Here is a 24,834-nt window from a genome sequence, read left to right as displayed (position 1 = left end):
GCCCAGGCCTGGCCGGACCAGGCGCTTGATACGCCGGTGATCCTGCTCAATGATGTTGTTCAAGAATTTCACCTGCCGGAGTTTGGCAAAGCGCCAGAGCTCTCCAGCGCGTTTCATAGCTTTCGTCGCGATAGGATAGGCTGCATTCTTGTCGACAGTGATGGTCCGCGGATTAACCGTGTACGGCTGCCCCAAAGCCTTGCGGAAGAACTGTCGGGCTGCAGCGGCATCCCGCTTGGCTGAGAGCAAGAAATCAATGGTCTGCCCTGTCGCATCAACCGCGCGGTAGAGGTAAACCCATTCGCCCTTCACCCGAATATATGTCTCGTCCACCCTCCAGGAGCCGTTCGTTATGCGCCGATGAGGACGGAGGCGCTTGTCGAGTTCGGGAGCGTAAGCCTGGATCCAGCGGAACAAGGTCGTGTGGTCCACTTGCCCACCACGATCAGAGAACAAGCGTTTAAGGTCACGGTAGCTGATCGGGAACTGCAGGTACCAACGGACTGCCCATAGGATGATCTCCGCCGTGAACTGTCGACCCTTAAACGGGCTCTTGCTCTTTTTCCTCACCGCCTGCCCTTCTCAGCACCCTTGTGTCGTAGCTCAGGCCGACCAAGCTTCAAAGCTGCAACAGAACCCGTCAGAGTGGGGTCCAATGCCGAAGTCGATGCAGGGTCACCTCGGGCGGGCAGTTCAGGCGCACATCGACGATGCAGGTGCCGGCACCGACTGACGTATAGCCGATCATCCTGCCATACCGCCACGAGCCCCTGACAAAGCAGCGAGGGCTGGTCGCCTCGGTGCGGATCGGAATGCCGCCCGGCAGACAAATCTGGCCGCCGTGCGTATGTCCGCACAGCATTAGGTCGAATGAAGCACGTGCGGCACGTTGATACGTCTCGGGGGTGTGCGAAAGCAGGATCGACACGGCTCCCGCTGGGATCTCACCCGCGGCCTGCTCAATGTTGGCCATGCGGTAGAAGTTTGCATCATCAACACCGGCCAGGTAGATAGCTTCGCCATCACATGAAACACTCATCGCTTCGTTCAACAGGAGCCGGTATCCCATGCGCTCCATGGCGGGCACCATGCGGATCGTATCGTGGTTCCCGAGGATTGCGTAAGCAGGCGCCTTGATGGCAGCCCGGAGGCGCTCCAGTCCATCCAGCGCTTCTCTATACGGGCCATAGGTGAGAGCGCGGTAATCGCCTGTCAGAACACACAGATTATAGCGCAGCGGCTCGATGCGTCCGATGAGCGTGTCCAGAAACTGCTCATTCATGCCGAAGTGCAGATCCGCGAGGTGCAGGAGCACGAACCCGTCGAAGGCGCCCGGCAGATGAGGGAGCTGCACCTCGTGGTGGCGGACCTCGATGGCAAGAGCATTGCGCCGAGCTCTCTCATGCAGGCCAAGCAGCCGGAGACCACCTCGGATCAGGGCTGGGCTCGAGAGCCAGTGCTGACGGTCGAAAAGATGGGTGCGCTCACGCAGCGCGAGAGTCTCATACTCTGCTTCTCGCCTGAGGCGCTGCACGATGTAGGAGTGCCCAATTCGCGGTTCGAGTGCGGCAAGAGCCGTCTTCTCGTCGGGTGTGAGACTAGGCTCACTCGTCAGGTGAGGAATGAGGGACTCTGTCATGCGAACCCTAAAGGCGTCATAACGAATGCAGCCTACCGGATTATTTGGATCACGGCGGCATCGGGAAAGCAGGTCTCCGCGCGCCGGTTGCGCGCCTGCCACTGGCCAATGGCCGTGCGCGTTGCAAAGCCGATCAGACCATCGATCTTGCCGACATCGTTTCCTTGGGCCTGCAGGCGCTCCTGCATGGTCCAGATATCGCCTCGCCTCATAGGATCGGTTGGCGCCCAAACCGTCATAAAACTGGAGCCCCCACGCAGCCGATCAGCGAGATGGCCGATGAACAGCGCGTACAGATCGGACTCGTTGTACTGCTTGAGCACATAGAAGTTGTCTGACACCAGAAAAGCCGGTCCCAAGCGGCCAGCCGGCATCAGCAAGAACGCGGTTGCGTCACTGTTCTCGCCTGGCAGGGATGTGTGATCGGCACGCGTGAGGCCGAGCTGTGCCCACTCCCGCACCAGTTTGCCCTGCCGCGGCCCTTCTAGGGCGCAGGAAACACTTGTCGGAATGTGCACCTCTAATCCCCAGACTCGCTCTGGCTTCCAACCGTGCTCATGCAGATAGTTAGCAATGGACGCCAGGCTATCCGGTACCGAACGCCAGATGTCGCGTCGGCCGTCTCCATCCGCGTCAACCGCATAGCGCAGGAACTTCGAGGGCAGCAGTTGCGGCTGTCCCATGGCCCCAGCCCAAGAGGACTGCAGGGTTTCTCCCGGCACATGGTCCTGTTCCACGATCAGCAGAGCGGCCAGGAGTTCTGGGTAGTAGAGGGAGCGGCGGCGCCCCATGAAGGCTTGCGTGGCCAGTACTCTCAAGGCTGAGTATGACGGTGCGACACGGCCAAACTGTGACTCGCGTCCCCAGATCGCCACGATGATCTCCCGCGGCACGCCGTAGCGCTGTTCGATGATCGTCAGAGCGATCGCCCATTGCTTCAGGAGGCTGCTCCCGGCTTTGGTGAGGGTGGCCAGTTGGTCTTCGACAAAATAGCGGCCCGGGTTCTGGAACTCGGCTTGCCGCTGCGTGTCGGGCGGTGTTGTTTGCCCAGGGGGCTGGAGTTCTGGCAAACTCCAGTCCAGTGTGAGGGTCACGAGGGCGCGGTCGAATGTTTCGCGCGAGACACCCTGCTTTTGCGCATCGGGCCAGACAGTGCCTGCCAGCCACTCGTGGAATTGAGCCTCAACCAGCTGTCGTGTGTCTGATCTCTGCGCCTGCGCAGGCAGGTGCCCCGCCGCCACAAGGGCGCTGATCCCTACGGCAAGCAGGATTGCCAATACGCAGCTCACATAGCGGATGAGCATCATGAGCACCCTCGATCGGGATGATCGTGGCAGGGGGCCATCCGGTCAGGGCTCGGATGGCTCAAGTCCGTTTCTCGCGGCGAGGCATGTCTTGCTCTGATGAGGCTCCAGGCATGGTCATGGCCTGCGGAAGAGAAGAGAGCCAATCAACGATCCTGCCCGGCTCAAGACCTCGCTTGGGGCGTACGCTCGCAAGCCGTTGCTCTTCAAGTCTCTGCTGACGCGCGGCCCACTCGTTTGCCGCATTGGCAACACGCCCGAAGTAAGCAGCGGGAGCACCAGCACCGGCAAGAGCAGGCCCGGTTTCACCACGGCGCCGGCCCATCCAGACGCCAATCACCCGCTGCTCGCTCCAGCCAATAAACCAGGCATCAGCATTCCCGGTTGAGGTTCCGGTCTTGCCGTACGCCGGCCACCGCTCCAGACGCGCCGCCCGCCCGGTTCCATTCTGCACCACCTCGCGCAGAACCGTCCGTGTCGGCTCGACACACTTCTCCGGAATGACCCTCTTGCGCATGGGCGTGAGAAAGTCAGCCCGAACTTGGCCGCGGCCGTCGACCACCGCCAGCACGCCCGATGGGATGACCCGGTACCCGCTGTTAGCGACAGCCGCATAGGCCGCCGTCATGGTCATGACATTGCTCGAGGAGGAGCCGAGGACAAAGCCAGCGTCAGCGACAGACCCAGGATCGATGCCAATGCGGCGGCTGACCTCAGCAACGGTATCAGCCCCAATCTCTTGCGTCAGCCGGACAGCCGCAGCATTGCGCGACGCGGCGATGGTCTCCTTCAGAGTCGTCTGACCCCGATAGCCGAGTGCGCCATTCGAAGGCCAGGTCCCTGTGAGCGGTTGGTCCAAGACCCGGCTCTCTGGGGTCTTGCCGTTCTCACAAGCAGCTATCAGCAGGGGCAGCTTGGCTGTCGAGCCCACCTGAACATTGGCTTTCACCGCATTGTTGAACTGGCGCTGAGACCAATCGATGGAGCCGACCATCGCCTGCACGCGCCCGTTCGGCGTCATCATCACCGCACCAGCATCATACTGCGGCGGGACTGTCCCTTCCCGAGCAAGCTTGCTGAGGTGGTGCTCGGCCATGTTCTGGAACCGAGGATTCAGGGTGACAAAGAACCGGACCGTCTCCCCCGGCTGAACATACCTGTCGCCCCAGGTCTCCACCACCCACTCGGTGAAGGCCTGCGGCTGGATCTTGAACTCCGGAAGCATGCCGGGGCGGATCCCAGCCTTCCCGGCTTGGCGGCGTTCCTTGTCGGTAATCATGCCCTGTTCTGCCATGAGCTGTAGGACCAGAAGCGCTCGATCGCGCGCTCGATCGCGGGTCTGTTCCCGAAGCGGGTTGAGGCGGGCGGGCGCTTTGACCATGCCGGCCAGCAGAGCGGCCTCGTAGAGGGTCAGATCCTTCGGCTCTTTGCGGAAGTAGTGGCGGCTCGCCCGATACAGCCCTACGATATCGCGCCCGCCAAACTCGATCTGGTTGAGGTAGGCCGCCAGGAGTTCCTCTTTTCCGACTGCGTCATCGAAGAGGCCGGCGTACCAGACCTCCGCGCCTTTGCGCTCAAGACGGCTGAGCACATCACTTCCTCGCAGATCGTGGAAGATCAGGTTCTTGAGAAGCTGCATCGGGATCGTGCTGCCACCCCGGGTCAGGCCTCCCTTGAGCACGGACAGCAGCGAGACGACATCGACGCCATTGTGGTCAAAGTAGCGCTTGTCCTCGACAGCCACGATGGCCTTCTTCATGATCTCAGGGATCTCTGAAGGTGCGAGCACCACCGGACAGCGGCAGTAGGCATCCCATCCCGTCTCGGTGCGGGTGACCATCACCTGCGGCGAGGCTACGAGGAGCCGGAGCGACCGAGACTGAAGATCCCAGAAGTGCACCGGGTCTGCGGCTTGTGCGGTAGGTGCGTGTGAGAGGCTGGCAAGCAGGAGAGCAGTGGCGAAAGCCAGAGCACGGGTCATTTGAGGCCCTATGACGCGCCGACCGATTCGGCGCCAAGACCTTCAACAAACATGAGGATTATGGCTGAAACTGGTATGAAGTTACAGCCAAGCTATCATGCTGGTTCTGTCAGGGCTCGCGCCAGCAAGTATAGCCTGTGCTTTCGGACGTGCGGCGACGTCCCGTCACGCGGCTTTCAGGACGGCCAGCACCGTCATGGTGCGGCGGAGGAACTGGAGTCTGCGGCAATCAGCGGGAATGTAGTGGTTGTGGCGGAAGTGAGCGCGAAGGAAGTTGCGCAGTTCATCGTATGCGCGACAGAACCGAGCGGCTGATCTCGGGCATTTGAAGCCCCGCATGGGCCCATAGCGACCTTTGACGCCGCGGTGATCCTGCTCCAGCCTGTTGTTCAAGTAGGCGCTGGTCCGGTGCCGCACACCTTTGCCCAGCTCGGTGCGGATGGCTCGGGGATAGCTGTCGTGGCCGTCCGTCGTGACCCGGTCCGGTGTCACGCCGGTCACCGCTTTGGCAGAGCGGAAGAACGCCTGGGCGGCCGCCATGTCGCGGCGCTCACTGAACAGCACGTCGACCAGGTTCCCGTTCCGGTCGATAGCGCGGTACAAGTAGCACCAGCGCCCGTGCACCTTCAGGTATGTCTCGTCCACATACCAGCTGCGCCCCACCTGGCCGCGTCGGCGCCGCAGCTCTGAACCGCGCCGGGATTCCCGGAGGCTCCAACACCTGACAGGATGGAGCCATGACGAAGTGAACACCCCCTTATTCACCAGAGGTCCGCGAGCGGGCGGTCCGTATGGTTTTCGATCACCGGGACGAGTACTCCTCACAGTATGAGGCGATTTTGTCGATTGCGGCCAAGATCGGCTGCTCGCGCGAGACGCTGCGCCACTGGGTGCGCCAGGCCGAGCGCGACCAAGGCCTTCGGGCCGGGCCGACGAGCCAGGAGCAGGAGAAGATCAAGGCCCTCGAGCGGGAGGTGCGCGAACTGCGCCAGGCCAACGCGATCCTGCGCAAGGCCAGCGCCTATTTTGCCCAGGCGGAGCTCGACCGCCGCTTCAAGCCATGACGGCGTTCCTCGACGAGCATCGGGATGTCTACGGGGGTCGAGCCGATCTGCCGTGTGCTGCCGATCGCCCCGTCAACCTACTACGAGCACGCCGCCCGCAAGTCCGATCCGGACCGCAGACCGGCCCGCGAGCGCCGGGATGCCGAACTGTGTCGGGAGATCCGCCGGGTCTTTGCGGCCAACTTCGGGGTCTATGGCGTGCGCAAGGTCTGGCGCCAGATGCAGCGCGAAGGGATTGCGGTCGCGCGCTGCGCGGTCGCCCGGCTGATGCGGCAGATGGGTCTCCAAGGGGTGGTGCGCGGCAAGAGCATCAGGACGACTGTCAGTGACGCCGCAGCCCCATGCCCGCGCGACCGGGTGAACCGGCAGTTCACGGCGCCGCGGCCGAACGCCCTGTGGGTGAGCGATTTCACCTATGTGGCGACCTGGTCGGGCTTCGTCTATGTCGCCTTCGTGATCGATGCCTTCGCCCGCCGGATCGTCGGTTGGCGCGTGTCACGCTCGGCCCGGGCCGAGTTCGTACTCGATGCCCTGGAGCAGGCTCTGCATGACCGGCAGCCCTGGCGAGCCAACCTCATCCACCATAGTGATAGAGGGGTTCAATACGTGTCGATCAAGTACACCGAGCGCCTCGCCGAGGCGGGGATTGAGCCATCCGTCGGCAGTGTTGGGACTCGTACGACAATGCTCTGGCGGAAACCGTCATCGGGCTGTTCAAGACCGAGGTGATCCATCGGCGGGGTCCGTGGCGCTCTTTCGAGGCGGTTGAGTTCGCCACACTCGAATGGGTCGATTGGTTCAACCATCGGCGTCTGCTCGAGCCGATCGGCAACGTCCCGCCAGCCGAGGCGGAGGCTGCCTACTATGCGAAGCTTGAGGTCATGCCGATGGCCGCGTAAAATCCAAGCCAACAAGCCTCCGGAAAACTCGGCGCGGTTCAGTCTCTGTCGCTTCCGGCCGCTTGGCTAAGGGTCGGCTGAGCGCCACGCAGACCGGGCTATCGGACACCATGCTGGATTTACAAGCCCTTTTTGGACCTACATCTAGGCCGAGAGAGGCACACAATGAACGAGAAAAAGCATCTCACCCCGCCATCCTCAGTCATCCGCAGTCCAGGCTCGATGATCGATTCTTTTCTGGAGAAGGCGAAGCAGCTGGGTCCATCAAAGAGTGGTGCCTCTCGTGCAAGGCTTGCCTTTGCCCTCGATGCAACCATGAGCCGGCAGCCCACCTGGGATCTTGCCTGCCGTGTACAGGGGGAGATGTTCGCAGCCGCCAGCCAAGCCGGCGGGCTCCTAGTTCAGCTCGTCTATTTCAGGGGCTTCGACGAATGCTGAGCCTCGCGTTGGGTCGCCGATCCGCGCACCTTGATGGATCTCATGACGAAGATCGCCTGCCGGGGTGGTCAGACCCAGATCGGGCGCGTACTCCGCCACGTCCGCAACGAAGCAGACCAATCCCCGCTCAAGGTTCTTGTCTATGTCGGTGACGCGATGGAGGAGCCGATTGACGATCTCTGCGCGATTGCAGGTGAGCTTGGGCTTGTGGGCGTCAAAGCTTTCATGTTCCATGAAGGGCACGATCCAGCTGCGGAGCGGGCCTTTCAGGAGATCGCCCGCCTGACTGGCGGGGCCTATGCCCGCTTTGACACCTCGGCGCCGCAGGCTCTGGCGGAACTCCTGCGGGCAGCGGCGGCCTATGCGGCAAGTGGTGTTGAGGGCCTCACCCGGCTTGCTCCCAGCAGCGAACAAGCGCGGGCTCTCCTGACCGGGATGAGCGGGCAAAAGCTGTGACGCTGTTCCTCGGGATCGCTGCCGTCGCTATCCTATGGTGGCTCCTGAGCAGCTTTACCCAGAGCAACCCGGCTGCAGTGGAAAAGGTTATCAGGCGAACGGGTGGTATCCTGGCGCTTGGTGCTGCCGTATTGCTTGGCTTGCGCGGGCGAGTCGATATAGTCCTCGTGCTCGGCAGCCTTGGAGCTTGGCTTCTCGGATGGGATGGCCTCAGGTTTCCTGGCCCAGGCGGACTGGGCCGCGGAGTCCCGGCCGCACCTCCCGGGTTCGCTCTGCACTCCTCGAGATGGAACTTGACCATGACACAGGTGAGATGGATGGTTCCGTGCTGGTTGGGACATTCGCTGGGCGGCGGCTCAACGCTCTCGATCAGACTGACCTACTCCGGCTCCTGACGGAGTGCCATGCAAGTGACCCGGATGGCGTGCGCCTCCTGGAAGCCTATCTCGACCGGCGCTATCCCGACTGGCGCGCAGCGGGCCGAGATGATGAGCAGACACATCCGGGAACTCGGCCCTCATCGGGTGCGATGACACAGGAGGAGGCCCGCCAGATCTTGGGACTTCAGCCCGGAGCAGGCCCGGACGAAGTCCGGCAGGCCCACCGGACACTTATGAAGAAATTGCACCCCGATCAGGGAGGCTCCACGTATCTTGCAGCCAGGGTGAACCTGGCCAAGGAAGTACTATTGGGCCGCCATGGCTGATGCTCAAGTGAATGCAACACAGCCTCGTCCCCTGACCGATCTACGGCTCGCCGATTGACTCAGTGGATCGCTCAAGAACCCTTCCGAGCTTATCCAATTCCGCTCCAAAACCCTGCCAGTCTCCCGCCTTCAGCCGCTCCATCGCTTGGCGGTAGTGACCGAGAGCCTCTCTGGCGCGATCGGTTTCCGGGGCCGCCGTCAAACCTCCGGATGGTGCCCTTGCTTGCTGCGAGGCTTGCATGGATTCCGTGAACAGAGCCGCCAGGGCCTGAGCGAGTGTTTCCTCCATGACGACTTTGTCGCCATAGGCAGCGATCACGCGCTTGAGCTCCGGGATCTGTCCCGTTGATGCCCGCAGATACAAGGGTGACACGTATAGAATGGAATTGTTGATTGGGATCACATGGAGGTTCCCGCGGATGACGCGCGAGCCCAGCTGGTTCCAGAGGGAAAGTTGCTGCGATATCGCAGGGTTCTGATTAATGCGCGCTTCGATCTGGAACGGGCCGTACACAAGCTTGTCTTTAGAAAACTCGAAGACGATCAACTCGCCGTAATGGGGCGGATCGCACCGGGCTGCCAGCCAGGCAATCATGTTCTCGCGCTGGCTGGGTACCATTGGGAGCATCAGGATGTTCTCGGCCTCAGGCTCGTCCGGCAGGCGCATGATCATGTAATAAGGAGCCATTGGAGCAGTGCCGCCGTCTGCCGGTTGGCGGGGAAACTGCCAGAGATCCTCCCGATTATAAAATACCTCCGGAGCTTCCATGTGGTACGCCCCGTATGTGTGCGCCTGAATCAGGAAGAGATCCTCCGGATAGCGAAGATGCCTCTGCAAGTCCTGTGGCATGGCCGCAATGGCCTTGAACAAGCCTGGAAAGATGCGCTGATAGGTTATGGCAATCGGGTCGGAGGGATCCGCCAGGTATAGGTCGACCGACCCGTTGTAGGCATCGACCACGACCTTGACGGAGTTGCGGATGTAATTGAGCCCTCCGCCTCCGTGATAAGGGACTGCGTATGGGAAGTAATCACTCGTTGTGTAGGCATCCTGCACCCAGAAAAGACGGCCCTCGCTGACCACGAGATAGGGATTGTGGTCGAGGTGGAGGAATGGAGCAATCGTCTCCACGCGCTCTTTGATGGTCCGTCGGAACATGATCCGGCTCTCGGCGGTGAGATAGCTGCTGATCAGGATGTTGGGATCATTGAAGTACCAGGCGAAGAGCGCCCTTCGGGCCGCACTGCCCACTGGGACTCCGCCAACGCCCCCATATGGCGCGTAGACGTTGTCTTTGCCCTTGGGGTAATCGAACTCCGGCGTGCTCCCTTTGACGAGGACGTAGGTGTCGGTCAGTTCGCCGTAATAGATACGGGGTTCGCGGACGGGAGGCCCTCCGGACGCAACGGGCGGAATATCGCCGAGATAGAAGACCGGCAGCCCTTCGGCACTTTTGCGGGTGACCGGGCTCATGATCACACCGTTCCCATGCGTGAACAGCACATGGCGGTTGACCCAAGTCTGAGCGTTGGGGGGCAGGAGGTTGGACGCGAGCTCCCGGGCTGACAGCATCACCTGCCGGTATGCCCCGTCGAGCCAGTAACGATCGACATCGACGTCGCCAAACTTGTAGTAGGTCCGGATTTCCTGCAGTTGACGGTAAGTGGCCATCAGCGGTTGCTCATCCCACACCCGGATATTGTCGATGGTCGCCTGATTGGCTTGGAGCGAAGCGGACGTGAGGCTCTGCTCGACCGGGAAGGCCCTGGTCGTAATTCGATGGAGGTTATAGGCCTGTCGGGTCAGCGTGATGTTCTGCTGGATGTAAGGCCTCTCCAACTCCAGTTCGTTGGGGTTCACGAACAGGCGCTCGAACAGGACAGGAAATACCTCAGCCAGGACGAAGGCACTCCCGAAGACCAGCGCCGCAGCTGCTAAAGGGAGCCTATAAGTGCGGATCCACAGATTGGTCCACGACACAATAGCTGCCAGGGCTGCAAGCCCAACCAGCAGCCAGAGGACCAGCAGTTCCACATGCAGGTCCGTGTAGCTTGCCCCCACCACGACACCATTGTCACCGTACAGCAGGAGATAGCGGTCGAGCGCATACGACCACGCTTTTACGGCGAAGAAGACACCGAGCAACGCGGAGCCGTGGGCGATGGCAGTCCGGGACATGACTCGGCGGTGGCTGTCGAGTTCGACATGGCCATGCAGCCAATACACGGCTCCGGCGCCGAGAGCACTTAGGCTAACCGTCAGCAGCATCCAATCTTTGAGGGCGATATAGGCTCGGAGTGAGAAGAGATAGAAGCCGATATCGTTGCCAAAGACCGGATCGCGCTGACCGTAGGGCACCTGATAGATGAGTCCAAGGAGAACATCCCAGTTGGTCGTCTCCGCAGCGGCCAGCAGCGCTCCGAGGATGACGGCCGCCCCCACGACCATAAGAGGGAGGCGTCGACGCACGATGTCTGGCTCGCTAGCCGAGATCGGTGGGTGCTGAGTGGCTCGTGCGAGTTCAAGAAAGCGCCCGGTCCCCGACGTGGCAAGTCGGGATGCGAGCCAACCATTCCACCCGATGGTGATGGCGGTTGCTGCGAAGACAGTCAGGAACAACAAGACCCTGGTGCTGAGGATCGTCCAGAACACATCCAAGTAGCCGATGGCTAAAAACCATGTCCAGTCGACCACCCGGTCAAGGATGATATCTAAACCGGCCAGGCAGGTCACAATGACGGCTGCGGCGAGCGCCGTGCGTCTCCAGGGCATGATCCACCTCCGTGTGGTGGCTCCCGCGCGCCCCGTCCGCGCAAGGCGCATCCGAAGTTCGTCGCTTCCAGTATAGGCCCTTTACGGGAAAATTCCCACTTTGGCCAGTCCAATTCCCAGGGAGAAGGTCACCGCGCCGCGCGTGATCATCACCGACAAACTTGCGAGCTCCGGTGCCGCCAGCGAGAGATTATGCCAATCCGCTGGCCAGGCCCAGCGCTTCCTCTCGGTTCCTGATAAGATCGCAAAGCTCTTCCGCCGTCCTGCATCGACCCGCGCTGCTTATCATCGCTTTGCCCGTGCTCGGGCCTTCCAAGCCTAGACTGAGATAACCCGCACCGCGAACGTCGCCTGATCCACCCTCGGGCTGGGATCGTTGTATCCTTCTCCAACAACTTAACGGTGCCCATCGCGTTTCATATTAACGTAGGCTTGGTGGGTTATTCGCTGTCATGAGATCGGTCCGGCGATGGAATGGCGCCGTCACCATACCCGCGCCGGCCATCCAGCTTGACCTTCGGAGGCGGTTCTGGATAATCCTCCAGCATCCTCACGGCCTTGCGGATCGAGTGCACAAGCCTTTGGATGATATTGAGAGGGCTCTTGCTCATGGTTGGCTCCCTTGCCGAGGCCGTACTGTGGCAGTAAATAGCGCGCTGCCTTGGGGCCGAGAACTTCCGCGAACGCGACCGTTAGCACCAGTTGATTGGCTCAGTTCGTAATCTCAATGTACCAGCCCCGCCGCTCCTCGCCCTGCTGCTCACCTTCCGCAATCATGGCGTTGGCTATCGTGAAGGTGACATCCCGCGCGGCCTGAAGGTCAGGGTACCTGTTTCCCTCGGGATCCTCCGTGAGGCTGCTCTCGTTCCGGATATTGAGATAGTAGAGAGTTGTTCCCGCCTCGGATTGCGCTGGAGATGGTTCACTGAAGTGGTGACCTGATCGGGGCGCACCGCCCTCATCCTCCCACCTTGTGAGGTCCTGATGCTGGCTTGGTCCTTTCGGATCATCGCGGTTTTGGCGAGCGCGACGCTCTGGTGATGTCAGGGCCATCGTGGTTCGCAAAGCATGATGACTCAAGTGCACCGTCCTTCTTGCGAACTCCTGCAGCTGAGACTCCCAGGCAACCAGATCATAGGTCTGACCAGCGCTCCGGACCTGATGCTGAGGCTCCCGGTTGCCGGAGGGCCGCAGGGAAACAATCTCGTAACCACTCAGCCACATACTGTTGGGCGAATAGTCTTCAGCGTAGCTGACGCGCTGGCCGGCGGCGTACCGATGCGTTCTCATGACAGGATCCTTTCCGGTACTCGGGCGATGTCACCTGTCCCCCCTCACGTGTCACCAGGACCAGCTGCGCACGACGATGAAGGACATAGCAATGGAGGCCGCCATCACAACGGCGATGAGCGTCAGGTTCAGTGGATCGTTGCTCCAGGGCAGGTGAAATTTATTGAACATTTTATCGTCCATTACTGCCGGGGATTGGGCGTTCGACCGATCGCTCTCGAAGGCCCACGTCGTCCACGAGGAGGCATCCGACGATGAGCAGGACCGGGATAGCCGCTTGACTTAATATTTTTCTGCTTCTGGCCCAAAAATCCGGTAAGCAAGATAAGTGATCAATCTTACCAATCCTATCATCTGATAAAATACACTATACACCTGCATGTAATTCTTAGATAACACAAAGGCGTTTTGCTGATTTTTATTTATGGATGCGGCTGTAAACAGGCCCATCATCCCCATATAGAACTAAGATGGACTTGTTGCATTACGGCTTTCGCGAGAAGAGGTGCGGATCATGGCGACCCGAACCACTGAGACAACTGTCACTTTCAGGCGTCCGTTCACGTTAGCCTCTCTCGACCGTCCTCAGCCAGCAGGAACCTACCGTCTTGTGACAGATGAGGAAGAGATCCTCGGCCTTTCATTCCTCGCATTCCAGCGTACGGCCACGATGCTGCACGTCCCGGCGATCTCAGTCTCTGGCGGCCCTACTCAGGTTTTCCATGTCAACCCGGCAGAGCTCACAGCCGCTCTGGAGGCGGATGGACGGACACAGCCTCAGAATTCATAACCCACCGGAGCTGGTTATGCATTATCTCGGCACGATCTCAGGATATGGCGCCCTGCAGTGTAACGGCGAGCACATCGCGCGTGCGGCCTACGATTTCGAAGGCTTCTTCAAGGACCCGGTGGGAGTTACCTGTTGTGGCGAGATCCAGCTATCCGCCGCCATTCTCAAGGACATATTCGGCCGCAGGGACATCCAACTTCTCACGGACGAGGGCCGCCTTCTCAATCTTACGTTTTCAGGGACGGCACTGCATTCAGCGAGCGACCTTGCTCACGTGGACGTCACGGGAGAGTTGCCAATCACACCGGAAAGCTGGCGCCACTGAGCACTTTCTGGGGAGATGTCACATAAACCTGAGGAGATTGTAATCAGCCCAGCCTCGTTGATTTTAAGCAAGAACGCCCGCTGCAGCCTTCCATGCTGCCATGGCTTGCAGGCGGTGGAGGTGGGTAGCAAGGGCAGATCAGTATGAGCGAGGTGGAACGAACAGATTTCTGGCAGCAGCAAAGACGGGGGCAAACCGCTGCAGGCCGCCCACAGACCGAAAACCCTGCATCATCCGCTCCCACTTTCTCAACGGGAGATGGGAGTTCTCTGCTCTATTATTCAAGCCTTTGTGGGAGCGGTGCTCCACTCTTGGCATGACTTGGCGTCTGGCGTGTAAATCGGCACCGAAACGTTGACCCCTTTCAGAACAGGTGCAACCGGCTGAACATGCGAAACAAACAGCTATGACGAGGGGTCACAGTCGGCGCCGCTCGTGACCCTCTCACTCTGAGAAAGACCTCAAGCCACCGAGAGGCTTACGGTTGGCAAGCGACAGGGTCTGGGTTCAAAGCCGAATGACAGGCCGATGGGACCAATCTGGGGATCGAGAGGATGGCGGATGCCTCTCAGGGCGTGACCAAGGCTCAAGTCACCTGGATGCACTATTGGGTTTGCTTGGGCCCGCCGATGCTCCTCCGGTCTCCCCAGGCCAGCGAGAATGGGCATTCCGGTGGCCCGGACCACTGCGGCGAACCCGATGCCGATGGAACGTCATCCGCAGCGGAGGCCTGTCATGATGCCGGCGCGGTCCACCTCGATGTTCAGCCGATCGGCATTCAGGTCGGTCGTGTAGGCGCCCCCCGGCTCGATCTTTTGGACCTCGCGAGCCCCGGCTGTCCGGCGGGCCCGCTCGGCCAGCTCGGGCGAGTAGGGTTACCCGATGACGGCCTGCGCCTCGCCCGTCGCACAGGCCTGCCGGTCCGGAGCCGGTTGGGCGAGCCCTCCGGTCGGGATCAGGGCGAGTGCGGTCAGGAGGACCGCCAAGAACCGGATTACACGCACGCTCATGCAATGCCTCCGCTCTCAGATCACCCGAGGTGATGCAAGCTCTCTGCGCCTCGGCGTTCCGCCCGCTCAGGGTGCGAGAACCGAGTGCCGACGGCATCGTCCGGTCCCAGACCGAGGATCTCCGCGAGATGGTGGCGGGCCCGGTTGACCCGGCTCTTGATCGTGCCCACGGTGACGTGCTGACGGGCGCCGATTTCCTCGTAGCTCAGGCCCTCCGCGCCAACCAGCAGGAGGACCTCGCGCTGCCACGCCGGTAGCTTCGATAGCGCCTGCGAGAGATCTTGCAACTCCAGCCCAGACAGCTGATCCGGCAGCACGATCAGGCGTGCGGCGCAGGCGCCTTCGATGTCCTCCACCTCCCTTTTGCGCTTGCGGTGCTCCGTATAGGAGTTGTTCTTCAGGATCGTAAACAGCCAAGCTTGGAGGCAGGTGCCCGGCTCGAACCGGTTGCGCCGGTCACACGCCTTCAGGAGCGTGCTCTGCACCAGGTCTTCCGCGCGATCCACGTCATGGGTGAGCGAAATGGCAAAGGCGCGCAGAGAAGGGATGGAGTTCAGAAGTTCGTCGACAAAGTCCGGATCATGCGGATCGTGGGGGATCCGAATGGAGCTCTCCAGGCGTCCGATCAGCCTGACGAGATCCGAAGGCAGATCGGAGACAATGAGGTCGGAATAGACGCCACGCAACTGTTGTCCCAGATGCTCCCGGACCACGTCGCCAAGAACAATGGGGTTGGGTGGCCTGAACTTGGAGCCAGCCATAAGAAGGAGATGTTGCTTGATCTCTGTGGCATCAACCTACCAGGCTGTGACAAGCTCACGCAGTCTCTCGCAGGACCTACAACAACTTGGCTCGTCATCAGCCTTACCGCTCGTACGTGCCAACCACCTCCGCCTCGGCAATGATGTGGGGCAGCGCCTTCGCCCAGATGTCCTCGGCCTTCGCCGACGCCGGCATGTCGAGCCGCTCCGCATCGAGAGCGGCGAGCCGGAAATGATAGTGGTGCGGCCCATGGCCCTTCGGCGGCTGGGGTCCATCATAGCGGGTGTTCCGGGAACCCGTTCACACCCTCCCCTGCCCCGCGGAGTCCCTGAGCGGACGCTCCTTCCAGCAGGCCGGTTTCGCCAGCTGGGATGTTATACAACACCCAATGCCGGAACGTGCCCGACGGCGCGTCGGGATCCTCGACGATCAACACGAAGCTCTTGGTTTCGGGAGGCGCATCCCGCCACTCCAGCGGAGGCGAGAGGTTGTCGCCGTCACGGGTGTGCCGGGTCGGGATGACCTCGCCGTGCTTGAAGGCCGGACTGGTGATGGTAAGCGGCATGGCTTTCCTCCTCCGCTCATGCTGAGACCTTGCGCTCTAAGTTGCGGCGGCATCCGGATTGACCACGCGCTTGGCGGGCCTGCTCAATCTCTCGTCCGTACGCTTCTCCTCCAGAATGGCGAGCAGCGCCTGCAGATCATCCTCCAGCCCGAGCTGCTTGGCCCAGGTGGCGAGCGAGCCGTACACCGCAATCTCGTAGTGCTCGACCCGCTGCGCTGAGGCGATGATGCCGGCATCGCGCAGATCACGGTCCTGCACCATGTTGGCCCACTTCTCAGCTTCCTGCAGCATCGCCTGCATGGCCTGGTCGACGTGCTCGCGCGGCTCGGTACTGTGCCGGCGCAGGATCTCCTCCACGCGGGCTTGCTGTATGGCCTGCCACATCGGCCATCTTTGGCAGGGCTTCAACGAGCTGCTCCTCGACGCTGCGGATTTCCTGGAGCTCGGCAATGTACAGGTCCCGAAGACTGGTGATGTTCATGGGACATCCTCCCTGTTCCAGCGTTGGGCCTCGTCCAGAAGCCTCATGACCTCCCGGTCCGAGGTTTGAGAGAAGTCATCGTAGTGTTCGCTGACGGCATAGAACGGCTCCGGCGTCATCAGGCACACCACCTCGTCGGCTTCGCTCGCGAGGCGCGCGAGGGTGTCCTGTGGCGCGACCGGCACGGCCAGGATGAGCCGGGCCGGCCGGGCGCGGGACAGGCCTTTCAAGGCTGCCCGCACGGTGCTGCCCGTGGCGATGCCGTCATCGACCACAATGGCAACCCGGCCCGCCACATTAATTGGTGACTTACCCGCCAGATAGTGCTCGCGCCGCCGCTCGATCTCCTTCAGCTGCCGTTGGGTTTCGTCTTCGATGTAACCCGGCGGTACTTTGACGTGGCCAAGAGCCTCTTCATTGAGCACGACCTGGGGATGGGCGCCATCGACCACCGCACCCAGGCCGAATTCGGCATGGCCGGGAGCCCCGATCTTGCGTACGAAGATGAGGTCGAGCGGTGCCCGCAGAGCCTGGGCGACCTCGAATGCCACTGGTACGCCGCCACGCGGCAAGGCCAAGATTACCGGGTTCTGATCCGCATAGGCCATCAGACGCGGAACGAGTTGGCGTCCGGCCTCGGCTCGGTTCCGAAAGCTCAGATCATCCGGCTGCATGTTCAACCTCCCTGGCCCAGGCGCGGGACGAACCAATCACGCGCCAAGGTCACCACCTGATCGAGCGTGCCGGGCTCCTCGAACAGGTGCCCGGTCCCGGGCACAACCGCCAGGTGCTTCTCGCAGGTGAGATGGGTCAGCGCCTCCTCGTTCAGCTCGATCACCCCGTGATCGACTCCGCCAACGATCAGGAGCGTTGGCGCCCGGACGCGCGGGAGCGCGACACCCGCCAGATCCGGGCGGCCGCCGCGGGACACGACGGCAGCGATCCGATGCCGGGTCAGGGTCTCCGCCACCAGAGCCGCGGCCGCGCCCGTGCTGGCGCCGAAGTAGCCGATGGGCACGTCCCGCAGTTCCTGGGAGCACACCCAATCCGTGGCCAACGCCAGCCGCTCGGAGAGCAAGCTGATGTCGAACACGTTAGTGCGGTTGTCTGCCTCCTCTGGTTGCAGCAGGTCGAACAGCAGCGTGCCGAGCCCGCTCCGTTGAAGCCGTTCGGCCACCAGGCGGTTGCGCGGACTCAGGCGGCTGCTGCCGCTGCCGTGGGCGAACAGCACGATACCCTGCCCGCCAGCCGGATGGACCAGCGTTCCCGGCAGGCCGAGCGGCGCAATCGAGACCTCGACCTCCGGCCGATGGTGTCGATGGCCCAGTGGCTGGTCTCGCCTGCCCGCCATGACATCTTCTCCAGTTCCGGGCTTGAACCCGGTCGTCGCAAAACCCGGTGCGAGTTCGTCCGGTCAGGCATGCGGCCAGCGGAAGCGGCCTTAACCGCTGGCTGCCACGTCGCCGCCTTCTGCACGGTCGCGTTCCACCTCCACCCAGGTGTGGGCCGCGGGCCAGAGGGTCTGCACCTCGCCCGGAAGGGCTTGCCTGACCTTCTCGGCCTGCCCCGGGTCCACATGACGCGCCAGAACCGTGAACACGGCCCCGGTCGCCACGCGTGCATCCATGGGGCGGATCTGGTTCAGCCGTTCGCCGATGGGTGCGAGGAACGCGTCGAGCGAGCGGGGCTTCTCGGCTATCCGGCCGGGCGCGTGCCACTGATCATAGTAGATGCCCCGCACCAGCAGCGGCAGCTGCGAGCCGAGATGCACGGCCGGTTCCAGCGGAATGCGGTCGCGGATGGCACGCAGGACCACCCCGAGCACGTGCCAGGCGACCTGCCGGTCAGGGCCAATCGACTCGTCCTGCATCAGTTCGTCGAGCCAGATGTGGGTGGTTTGCAGCGTCTTGTCGAAGACATCGAGACCTGTCGCGCTCATGGGAAACCTCCCGAGACTGCGAATGCTCGCGAAAGGAACTCATGGCGATTCCGGGAGTTCCGGGGTCACTCAACCTAAGAGGGAGGTGGCGCAGCTCAGCTGCGCCACCTGTGAATGATCTCAGGTCGGCGCTCCAACCTTGCGGCGGCTTGTGTTGGTCGTGCCACCCCGCTCGCCACTCAGGCCCATGCCGGCCGCGCCGATGGTGCTGCCGACGCCAATGCTGCCTGTGGTTCCGGTGGTGGTAGCCCGGGGTCGTGCCTTGACGGATGCGCAGGTTGTTCTGGACGTGCCACACGGCAGACACGCTCTCGGCGCACTCCTCCGCCCGTCACTTGGCCTCACGACTGTCGACGCAAGCGGCCTACGGGGAACGCGGCAGGTGCTGGACCGTTTCCCAGCAAGGGACAGGAGGAGCGGATGACTGACACGACCGTCAAGAAGGTGAGCAGCACCCACTCTCCCGCTGGTGAGCAAGGCCAAGTCTACCTCGCCTCGGGCAAGCGGGTCTCGATGCGACTCTGGCGCGATGAGGAGCCGACCCAGAACAAGCCCTCGCACAAGCACGACTATGAGGTGGTCGGCTACGTGATCGCGGGACGGGCCGAGCTGGAGATCGAGGGGCAGACGGTGCGGCTGGAGCCGGGCGACTCGTGGGTCGTCCCAGCCGGAGCCGAGCACACCTACCGCATCCTAAAGACCTTCACGGCGGTTGAGGCCACGGCTCCGCCGGCTCAGGTGCATAGCCGCGAGCAATCCTGATACAACAATCGGCAAGCTGGAGAACTTGATGGCCGCACTCCCCGGACGCAATGACTCCTGCTGGGTTGCAACAGCCCCGAAGGCAAGCTTCTCCAGCCTGACCGGCTCGCAGGACTGTGATGTGGTGATCGTCGGCGCCGGGATTGTCGGGCTGACGACAGCCCTGTCCCTTTACGAGGCCGGCAAATCGGTTGTCGTTCTGGAGGCGCGCCGTGTCGGCGCTCAGGTGACTGGGCGCTCGACAGCCAAGATCACGACGCAGCACAGCCTGGTCTACCGGCACCTGATCGATACCGTCGGTCAGGACATAGCGATGCTCTACGCCGAAGCCAATCGCGCCGCCGTCGAACGGATCTGCACCTGGATCGAGACGCTCGGCATCGAGTGCCACTATGAGCGCAAGGCCGCCTACACCTACACCTGCGATCCACAACGGGCGGACGAGATCCGGCAGGAAGCCGAGGCGGCCCGGATCCTAGGCTTTGATGCTGAGGTTCTCGACCAAGCACCCCTGCCCCAACCAGGGGCGGCCCCTCCGGGGCGAGATTGCACCAGGCCGGTGTGGTATCCTCGAGTGGCGCGAACCGCTGAGCCCCTGAGACAATCCTGGGCCGTCAAAGGAGAAGGTCATGGCACACCGCGAACAGCATGGGAATCGGGAAGCCAAGAAGCCGAAGAAAGAGAAGCCTAAAGGGGGTGTGACGGCCCAGTCCACGAGATGGGCGGTGAGCGAGATCGTCGAGGCGCGGACGGACACCAAGCACTAACCTCAGCTACTGGACGGCGAACCTCCGGCTCGACCCGCGTCCGTCTTAGCCGGCTGGCTTACACTTCGGATATGTGAAGTGCTTCTCAAACGCGTGGTTATGGCCGACGAGAAGCGAGGCTTCGGCCGGGAGCTCGCCGTCATCGATCCGCTCGAAGCCTGCCAATGCGTTCAGAAGGCCTGGGTTGGGCAGGCTGGCAAAGAGAATGGGTGGATCGGGGCCGGTAGTGGCCACCAGCATCATCTGACCCGGACAACCGAGCTTCACGAACAGGCTCTCGAACTGATCCTGGACCTCGTTCCACTCGCCCGGGACGATGGTCCTGCGGGACCAGATCATGAAGCATCTCCTAGGCCGCACCGTCGCGTCGAAGACGAGACGCCGCACGGCATTATCCCAAAGCCAGCCTGTCCCTCGGACGTCATCAGATCACCGGGGAGAGGCCCTATGACGGCTCCTCTCCGCCTACCAACTCAGGTCCGGGATCCGCTGGTCTGGCTATGCTCACCGCCCGGCTGCGAGATGCCCGCCACAGCCTCGCCGACCCGGCTGGAGCTATTCGACATGGCCATATCACCCAACGAGATGATGCCCACCAAGCGCTTTTCCCGGGTGAGTACCGGCAGGCGGCGGACCTGAATGTCGGCCATGTTGCGGGCCACATCCTCGGTGTCGTCGTCCTCGTAGCAATACTTCACTTCCTCGGTCATCACCTCGCGGATGGAGGTGTCGGGTCCCTTGCCTTCGGCCACGGCACGAACCACGATATCCCGGTCGGTGATCATGCCGACCAGCCGATCACCCTCACGGATTGGCATGATGCCGGCATCCATCTCGGCCATCAGCTTCGCCGCATCCCGGATGGTCTGGGTCGGCTCGATCAGCTGAACGTCCCGTGTCATGACTTCACTGACTTTCATGAGCTCCTCCTCTTGAGTGCCTCTGTCAGGCTTGGTTACGGCGGTTCAGACAGGCCTCTGGGCACGTCGCGCCAGTAGTCCCACATCTCCTGCTCGCGTTTCTTGTCGGGCCAGACTTGGTCATCGCTGTAGAAGGCAGGAGCGCCGCGGATCTGCTCTTCGGTGATGTCGGTGCGATAGCCGTGAAGCCCTGTGTCATAGGAGAGCTTCCCCCAGGGGATGGTGTGATGATGGACCCCAAGTCCCAGGAAACCGCCGAAGGTCACATCGACGTAGACCATCCGGCCGCTCACCTTCTCGATCAGCAGCCGCTTGATGGTGCCGATCCGGTGCCCCTGAAGGTCGAATACCGCCGTGCCCTCGACCCGGTCGCTTTCGATGACGGGTTTGGATGACGCGTGCTGGGGGATCGGGCCCCAGAGATAGAAGCCATTCTCCACGATCCCGAACTCCACGACGGATTGGTTTACGTCGAGGGACCAAGGCTCGTCCGGAGCGATCTGCTGCTCAAGGGTCCAAGGCCCGTCCGAGGCGGGGAGCGTCGTCCCGGCCGGATCGTCGGTGATGCCACCCAGGTCAGGGGCACTTGCCGAGTGGAACACGTAATACGTTGCTCGTCTCATGAGCACCTCCCTTTCACTGGGATGGATCGCCTCTGGGCCTTGCCTCATGATCGAAATGATAACGCAGGGGCTGGTCCTTCAGGTCCGGTCGCAGTCCAGCCCCACCGTACCCGGTTGCGAAGATGATGGGATTCTGCGGCCGCAGATCACCTCGGCGACGGGATAGCTGAGCATTCCGTTCAGATCGAGAACGGCGACGTCGAACTCGGCTTCCTGGGCCAGTGCAAGAGCCGTCTCTAAGCCGGCACCAGCCCGATGGGCTCTCTTCACCGGCGACGTTGATCCGGTTGCTCAAGACGCTTCTGCCCAGTCCGATCAAAAAAGCCTTACGCGCCTCAACCAGCCTCCGCCCATTTACCGACCTTCACATCGATAGAATATTCGATCAAACGCGCAGAGAGACTCTGCTATCCGCGAGCAAAGGGCCAGGTTACTCAGAACTGAGGCCGATAGGTTCGCATTGATCCGGGTAGGGCACAGCGGCAGCGATGCAGCACGTCACGGTCTTCGGCGGGTCGGGTTTTATCGGTCGGCATCTGGTCGAGCATCTCGCCAGGGCGGGAGTGTCCGTGCGGATCGCAGCGCGCCATCCGCTCACCAAAGCAGAGCCGCCAAGGCTGGCCCAGGCCCAACTGGTTGAGGCCGACATTCTCGATGATGCGGCTGTGCAGGCTGCGATCCAAGGAGCCGACACGGTCATCAATCTGGTCGGCATTCTTTCGCAGGCGGGACCGCAAACCTTCACGGCCATCCATGAGGACGGGGCTCGCCGTGTGGCCGCCACTGCCAAGCACTTGGGCGTCACGCAGCTCGTTCACATCTCGGCGCTCGGGGCCAGCCGCACCGCACCCGCGCTGGCGGACCGCTCCAAGGCGGCCGGCGAAGAGGCGGTGCGCGCCGCTTTTCCCGAGGTGACGATTATCCGGCCCAGCTTGGTCTTTGGACCGGACGATCACTTTTTCAACGGCTTCGCCACGCTGGCGCGACGGCGGCCGGCGCTGCCGCTGATTGGCGGCGGCCAAACGAAGTTTCAGCCCGTCTATGTCGAGGATGTGGTGGCGGGAGTTGGTGCCATTCTTGCGAACCCCGCCAGCCGCGGCCAGACCTACGAATTCGGCGGCCCCCGGGTCTATACCTTCGAAGAGCTGCTCGCGTTTATCTGTGCCACGATCAGCGCCCGACCACTGCTGGTGCCCATACCGTTCTGGGCCGCCGAAGTGTTGGGCGGGCTGCTGCAAGTGTTTCCCGATGCGCCGTTCACCCGCGATCAGGTCCGGCTGCTGAGAACGCACAAGGTGGTCAGCGGCTCCGAGCCGACGCTTGGTGACCTTGGTGTCAAGCCCCAAGCGCTCGAGACGATCGTCCCTGAGTATCTCGCGGCGTATCGACAGGTAGGACGGGGCTGACGTCTCAGGCCTAAACAAGGCAGACCCTCATATCCGTGCACAGGCTTACTGAAGCCTCTGGACCATCCTGTCGATCTGGCGCCCCGGCCGGAGCTGATGACTGAAACTCGCGTAGGTGCGGGCATTGCGAGGCAGGTGGATTGGTGCAAGCTCATGCACAGAGGGCCGCGCTCTATGCGCCGGCCGGTCCCGCCCCAACGTCTCGATCACGTCCTGAGACTGGTGCGCTTCTTGGCCGAGACCAGCGCCTGCCAGCGATCTCTTGCAGCGGCTGCCCAAACATGGGCGCGCGACTGCGAGAAGTGGTATAGTGCTTTAATCAGGCATGTTGTCGAGACCGCTCACAGTTAGAAGTATCGAAGTGATGCGTTCGCATTGAGGGAGATCGCAGATGCAGATCACTCCACTTGGCCCTCTCGAGCGCGAGGCAGAAGGCAGCAGCAATACGGCCATCGTCACGAACTTGGAGCATACTGCATTCGGACAAGTGATCTTCGCCGGTGACCATACCCTGCACGCCGATCAGCCCTTGGGCGCTGGCGGACAAGCCGCCGGCCCTGATCCCTATCAGTACCTTCTGGCGGCGCTCGGGGCGTGTACGTCAATGAGCGTGGGAGCCTTCGCGCGGCGTAAGGCGTGGCCTCTCGAACAAGTCGTTGTGCGCCTCACCCATTCTCAAACTCACCCGAGAGGTGCGGACGGGCAACCGTCGGGAAAGATCTCCGACCGCATCGAGCGAAGCGTTGATCTTGTCGGGCCACTTTCGGATACCCAACGTGACCTCCTCCTCAAAGTTGCAGACATGTGCCCGCTGGTTGGCATGCTCACCTCGGGGATCGACATCGTCACGACCTTGGCCGCACACGCCCCCGATGAGAGCTATGATCCGGTCGACCGCGACTCTGACCAGAGCTTCCCGGCAAGCGACCCTCCCGGCTGGATCCGGATGACTGGAGCAGGAAGTCCCCTCCACATCAACGCGCTCACCCATTTAGTCGAGCACGCAGATAACACTCTGGCACCGTCAGAGCTTCGAGCGCGTTAACCTGCCGGGGCCTGATCTGCGGATGCATCAGGACAAGTGCTTACATGAGCCGCATTAATTAGTGTTCAATGATCCCGTTGGCTTATGGCGGGACAAGCCGCTTTCACACCTCATCCGTTGCCAACATCGCAGTGCTTGTCCGCACAACGCTGAACAATCCGGGCACTCGGATTCTGAACGTGGCCGATCCGACCGCCCTGAGTGTCGCCGAGATCGGGGCCGCCATCGCAAAGCATCTGGGCTACCGAGGTGAGTTGGTCGGAGTCGACAGCAGCGGCTATCCGCCCGCGGTTGGGGCAACGCCATGGTCCATTCCACACCCCTTTACGGTGAGTCACGCAGCATCGCGGAACGCCGCATTCGGGTGCTCGTGCAGGAAGTGTCGCAGCGTCGAGACAAGCTGCCGCGCATGAGGAACATCGTGTTGCCGAACGGCCATCCGAAGCTCATCTACCAGCATGTCCCGGATCTGTTCGCAGCCGCTCTGGCTCTGGAGCAGGTAATTGCCAAGCACGGCAGCAGCGGCCTGGGAGACATGCTTGTGCTCGGCCACAACTTGGACCTCCTCAGGCGTGAGATCGCAGAAGCCGATTAAGTCTTCAAAGGAGATCATAGGCGCCTCCGCCACCAACGAAGGACCACATAGTTCTACCTGATTATGCGTGGTCTTCAATCTCGGGCTTGCGGCATAGCTGCACGTTTTGCGGCCTCATTGCCCGTTCTGCAAGCATCCGTGTGGCGTCCCATCCGCGCAACGGCTTAGAGCCGCCCTCCGACTGTGATGAGTTACGCACCTGTGGTCAGTCTGCGGTTTGAGGCTTTCTATGGGCGTCAGAGAGGGCTGCTCGCGGCGGATGGAACGTCCAAGTGCCTCGACATCCAAGACGAT

General features: G+C 61.9%; 29 protein-coding genes, 4 pseudogenes and 1 other annotated feature. Of the genes and pseudogenes, 11 read left to right on the top strand and 22 right to left on the bottom strand.

Annotation, left to right across the window (positions count from 1 at the left end):
• The 5 genes from ACXJKO_RS07195 to ACXJKO_RS07175 form a co-directional block, all read right to left on the bottom strand.
• Window positions 1–570, bottom strand: a 570-nt coding sequence (locus ACXJKO_RS07195; protein WP_457090402.1) for an IS6 family transposase, incomplete at its 3' end; no start/stop codon positions are given.
• Window positions 571–640: 70 nt separating this feature from the next.
• The gene (locus ACXJKO_RS07190) at window positions 641–1,639 is read right to left on the bottom strand and encodes a metallophosphoesterase (RefSeq protein ID WP_457090401.1); all 999 of its coding nucleotides are present in this window, start codon (window positions 1,637–1,639) and stop codon (window positions 641–643) included.
• A gap of 32 nt (window positions 1,640–1,671) precedes the next feature.
• Window positions 1,672–2,946, bottom strand: a complete 1,275-nt coding sequence (locus ACXJKO_RS07185; protein WP_457090400.1) for a lytic murein transglycosylase — start codon at window positions 2,944–2,946, stop codon at window positions 1,672–1,674.
• A gap of 58 nt (window positions 2,947–3,004) precedes the next feature.
• On the bottom strand, window positions 3,005–4,924 hold the full coding sequence (locus ACXJKO_RS07180; protein ID WP_457090399.1) for a transglycosylase domain-containing protein: 1,920 nt from the start codon (window positions 4,922–4,924) through the stop codon (window positions 3,005–3,007).
• A 165-nt stretch (window positions 4,925–5,089) separates the two neighbouring features.
• Window positions 5,090–5,677, bottom strand: a complete 588-nt coding sequence (locus ACXJKO_RS07175; protein WP_457090398.1) for an IS6 family transposase — start codon at window positions 5,675–5,677, stop codon at window positions 5,090–5,092.
• Window positions 5,678–5,715: 38 nt separating this feature from the next.
• On the opposite strand from ACXJKO_RS07175, the pseudogene ACXJKO_RS07170 reads away from it, so the two are divergent.
• The 4 genes and pseudogenes from ACXJKO_RS07170 (at window position 5,716) to ACXJKO_RS07155 (ending at window position 8,487) form a co-directional block, all read left to right on the top strand.
• Window positions 5,716–6,887 (top strand): annotated as a pseudogene (locus tag ACXJKO_RS07170) (IS3 family transposase).
• Window positions 5,943–6,060 (top strand) — a sequence feature (AL1L pseudoknot). Its footprint overlaps the pseudogene before it by 118 nt.
• 165 nt (window positions 6,888–7,052) lie before the next feature.
• Entirely contained in the window at window positions 7,053–7,325 is a 273-nt protein-coding gene (locus ACXJKO_RS07165; RefSeq protein WP_457090397.1) for a hypothetical protein, read from the top strand.
• Window positions 7,326–7,367: 42 nt separating this feature from the next.
• Window positions 7,368–7,781: a hypothetical protein gene (locus ACXJKO_RS07160; protein ID WP_457090396.1), complete on the top strand. Its 414-nt coding sequence runs from the start codon at window positions 7,368–7,370 to the stop codon at window positions 7,779–7,781.
• Between the two features lie 325 nt (window positions 7,782–8,106).
• Window positions 8,107–8,487, top strand: a complete 381-nt coding sequence (locus tag ACXJKO_RS07155; protein ID WP_457090395.1) for a hypothetical protein — start codon at window positions 8,107–8,109, stop codon at window positions 8,485–8,487.
• 40 nt (window positions 8,488–8,527) lie between these two features.
• On the opposite strand, the gene ACXJKO_RS07150 is transcribed toward ACXJKO_RS07155, so the two are convergent.
• Window positions 8,528–11,260 (bottom strand): UPF0182 family membrane protein, encoded by a 2,733-nt coding sequence (locus tag ACXJKO_RS07150; protein WP_457090394.1) that lies wholly within the window; start codon window positions 11,258–11,260, stop codon window positions 8,528–8,530.
• A gap of 136 nt (window positions 11,261–11,396) precedes the next feature.
• Here ACXJKO_RS07150 and ACXJKO_RS07145 point away from each other — a divergent pair.
• Window positions 11,397–11,582, top strand: a pseudogene (locus ACXJKO_RS07145) (IS6 family transposase); the annotation flags it as partial.
• Between the two features lie 118 nt (window positions 11,583–11,700).
• Here the strand turns inward: ACXJKO_RS07145 and ACXJKO_RS07140 are convergent.
• Together ACXJKO_RS07140 and ACXJKO_RS07135 are read right to left on the bottom strand one after the other, a co-directional pair.
• Window positions 11,701–11,871 carry a hypothetical protein gene (locus tag ACXJKO_RS07140; protein ID WP_457090393.1) on the bottom strand — a complete coding sequence of 57 codons (171 nt, stop codon included), beginning with the start codon at window positions 11,869–11,871 and terminating at the stop codon, window positions 11,701–11,703.
• 100 nt (window positions 11,872–11,971) lie between these two features.
• Window positions 11,972–12,550 carry a DUF6894 family protein gene (locus tag ACXJKO_RS07135; protein ID WP_457090392.1) on the bottom strand — a complete coding sequence of 193 codons (579 nt, stop codon included), beginning with the start codon at window positions 12,548–12,550 and terminating at the stop codon, window positions 11,972–11,974.
• Between the two features lie 806 nt (window positions 12,551–13,356).
• Between ACXJKO_RS07135 and ACXJKO_RS07130 the strand changes: the two genes are divergently transcribed.
• A complete protein-coding gene (locus ACXJKO_RS07130; RefSeq protein ID WP_457090391.1) occupies window positions 13,357–13,665 on the top strand; it encodes a hypothetical protein in 309 nt (102 codons plus the stop codon).
• A gap of 63 nt (window positions 13,666–13,728) precedes the next feature.
• On the opposite strand, the pseudogene ACXJKO_RS07125 reads toward ACXJKO_RS07130, so the two are convergent.
• The 10 genes and pseudogenes from ACXJKO_RS07125 to ACXJKO_RS07080 form a co-directional block, all read right to left on the bottom strand.
• A pseudogene (locus tag ACXJKO_RS07125) lies at window positions 13,729–13,998 on the bottom strand (DDE-type integrase/transposase/recombinase); the annotation flags it as partial.
• A gap of 380 nt (window positions 13,999–14,378) precedes the next feature.
• Window positions 14,379–14,525, bottom strand: a complete 147-nt coding sequence (locus tag ACXJKO_RS07120) for an I78 family peptidase inhibitor (RefSeq protein ID WP_457090404.1) — start codon at window positions 14,523–14,525, stop codon at window positions 14,379–14,381.
• A gap of 15 nt (window positions 14,526–14,540) precedes the next feature.
• The gene (locus ACXJKO_RS07115; RefSeq protein ID WP_457090390.1) at window positions 14,541–14,675 is read right to left on the bottom strand and encodes a hypothetical protein; all 135 of its coding nucleotides are present in this window, start codon (window positions 14,673–14,675) and stop codon (window positions 14,541–14,543) included.
• A 20-nt stretch (window positions 14,676–14,695) separates the two neighbouring features.
• Window positions 14,696–15,436 carry a sigma-70 family RNA polymerase sigma factor gene (locus tag ACXJKO_RS07110; protein ID WP_457090389.1) on the bottom strand — a complete coding sequence of 247 codons (741 nt, stop codon included), beginning with the start codon at window positions 15,434–15,436 and terminating at the stop codon, window positions 14,696–14,698.
• 103 nt (window positions 15,437–15,539) lie between these two features.
• Window positions 15,540–16,002, bottom strand: a pseudogene (locus ACXJKO_RS07105) (YbhB/YbcL family Raf kinase inhibitor-like protein).
• Window positions 16,003–16,038: 36 nt separating this feature from the next.
• Window positions 16,039–16,359: a YciE/YciF ferroxidase family protein gene (locus ACXJKO_RS07100; RefSeq protein WP_457090388.1), complete on the bottom strand. Its 321-nt coding sequence runs from the start codon at window positions 16,357–16,359 to the stop codon at window positions 16,039–16,041.
• Entirely contained in the window at window positions 16,277–16,483 is a 207-nt protein-coding gene (locus ACXJKO_RS07095) for a DUF892 family protein (protein WP_457090387.1), read from the bottom strand. The genes ACXJKO_RS07100 and ACXJKO_RS07095 overlap by 83 nt, the downstream gene beginning before the upstream one ends.
• Window positions 16,480–17,157 carry a phosphoribosyltransferase gene (locus ACXJKO_RS07090; RefSeq protein ID WP_457090386.1) on the bottom strand — a complete coding sequence of 226 codons (678 nt, stop codon included), beginning with the start codon at window positions 17,155–17,157 and terminating at the stop codon, window positions 16,480–16,482. Before ACXJKO_RS07090 ends, ACXJKO_RS07095 begins: the two co-directional genes overlap by 4 nt.
• Window positions 17,158–17,159: 2 nt before the next feature.
• On the bottom strand, window positions 17,160–17,834 hold the full coding sequence (locus ACXJKO_RS07085) for a dienelactone hydrolase family protein (protein ID WP_457090385.1): 675 nt from the start codon (window positions 17,832–17,834) through the stop codon (window positions 17,160–17,162).
• A 90-nt stretch (window positions 17,835–17,924) separates the two neighbouring features.
• Entirely contained in the window at window positions 17,925–18,422 is a 498-nt protein-coding gene (locus tag ACXJKO_RS07080; protein ID WP_457090384.1) for a DUF2267 domain-containing protein, read from the bottom strand.
• 420 nt (window positions 18,423–18,842) lie between these two features.
• Here ACXJKO_RS07080 and ACXJKO_RS07075 point away from each other — a divergent pair, with 420 nt between their 5' ends.
• Both ACXJKO_RS07075 and ACXJKO_RS07070 read left to right on the top strand, forming a co-directional pair.
• Window positions 18,843–19,184, top strand: a complete 342-nt coding sequence (locus tag ACXJKO_RS07075; protein WP_457090383.1) for a cupin domain-containing protein — start codon at window positions 18,843–18,845, stop codon at window positions 19,182–19,184.
• Between the two features lie 28 nt (window positions 19,185–19,212).
• Window positions 19,213–19,875 (top strand): NAD(P)/FAD-dependent oxidoreductase, encoded by a 663-nt coding sequence (locus ACXJKO_RS07070; protein ID WP_457090382.1) that lies wholly within the window; start codon window positions 19,213–19,215, stop codon window positions 19,873–19,875.
• A 121-nt stretch (window positions 19,876–19,996) separates the two neighbouring features.
• Here the strand turns inward: ACXJKO_RS07070 and ACXJKO_RS07065 are convergent, their stop codons facing one another.
• The 4 genes from ACXJKO_RS07065 to ACXJKO_RS07050 all read right to left on the bottom strand — a co-directional run bounded on the left by ACXJKO_RS07065 (window position 19,997) and on the right by ACXJKO_RS07050 (window position 21,764).
• Window positions 19,997–20,290, bottom strand: coding sequence for a hypothetical protein (locus ACXJKO_RS07065; protein ID WP_457090381.1), 294 nt, complete (start codon window positions 20,288–20,290; stop codon window positions 19,997–19,999).
• Between the two features lie 134 nt (window positions 20,291–20,424).
• Entirely contained in the window at window positions 20,425–20,871 is a 447-nt protein-coding gene (locus ACXJKO_RS07060; RefSeq protein ID WP_457090380.1) for a CBS domain-containing protein, read from the bottom strand.
• 35 nt (window positions 20,872–20,906) lie between these two features.
• Entirely contained in the window at window positions 20,907–21,494 is a 588-nt protein-coding gene (locus ACXJKO_RS07055) for a PRC-barrel domain-containing protein (protein ID WP_457090379.1), read from the bottom strand.
• Between the two features lie 78 nt (window positions 21,495–21,572).
• A complete protein-coding gene (locus tag ACXJKO_RS07050) occupies window positions 21,573–21,764 on the bottom strand; it encodes a hypothetical protein (protein WP_457090378.1) in 192 nt (63 codons plus the stop codon).
• A 218-nt stretch (window positions 21,765–21,982) separates the two neighbouring features.
• Between ACXJKO_RS07050 and ACXJKO_RS07045 the strand changes: the two genes are divergently transcribed.
• The 3 genes from ACXJKO_RS07045 to ACXJKO_RS07035 all read left to right on the top strand — a co-directional run bounded on the left by ACXJKO_RS07045 (window position 21,983) and on the right by ACXJKO_RS07035 (window position 24,540).
• Window positions 21,983–22,900 (top strand): complex I NDUFA9 subunit family protein, encoded by a 918-nt coding sequence (locus tag ACXJKO_RS07045; RefSeq protein WP_457090377.1) that lies wholly within the window; start codon window positions 21,983–21,985, stop codon window positions 22,898–22,900.
• Window positions 22,901–23,291: 391 nt separating this feature from the next.
• Window positions 23,292–23,945, top strand: coding sequence for an OsmC family protein (locus tag ACXJKO_RS07040; RefSeq protein ID WP_457090376.1), 654 nt, complete (start codon window positions 23,292–23,294; stop codon window positions 23,943–23,945).
• A gap of 304 nt (window positions 23,946–24,249) precedes the next feature.
• Window positions 24,250–24,540: a hypothetical protein gene (locus tag ACXJKO_RS07035; protein WP_457090375.1), complete on the top strand. Its 291-nt coding sequence runs from the start codon at window positions 24,250–24,252 to the stop codon at window positions 24,538–24,540.
• The last annotated feature ends 294 nt before the right edge of the window (window positions 24,541–24,834 follow it).

The sequence above is a fragment of the Microvirga sp. P5_D2 genome, assembly GCF_054049475.1.
Note: the sequence above shows the minus strand (reverse complement) of the source record. Positions and strands in the feature narration are given on the sequence as shown.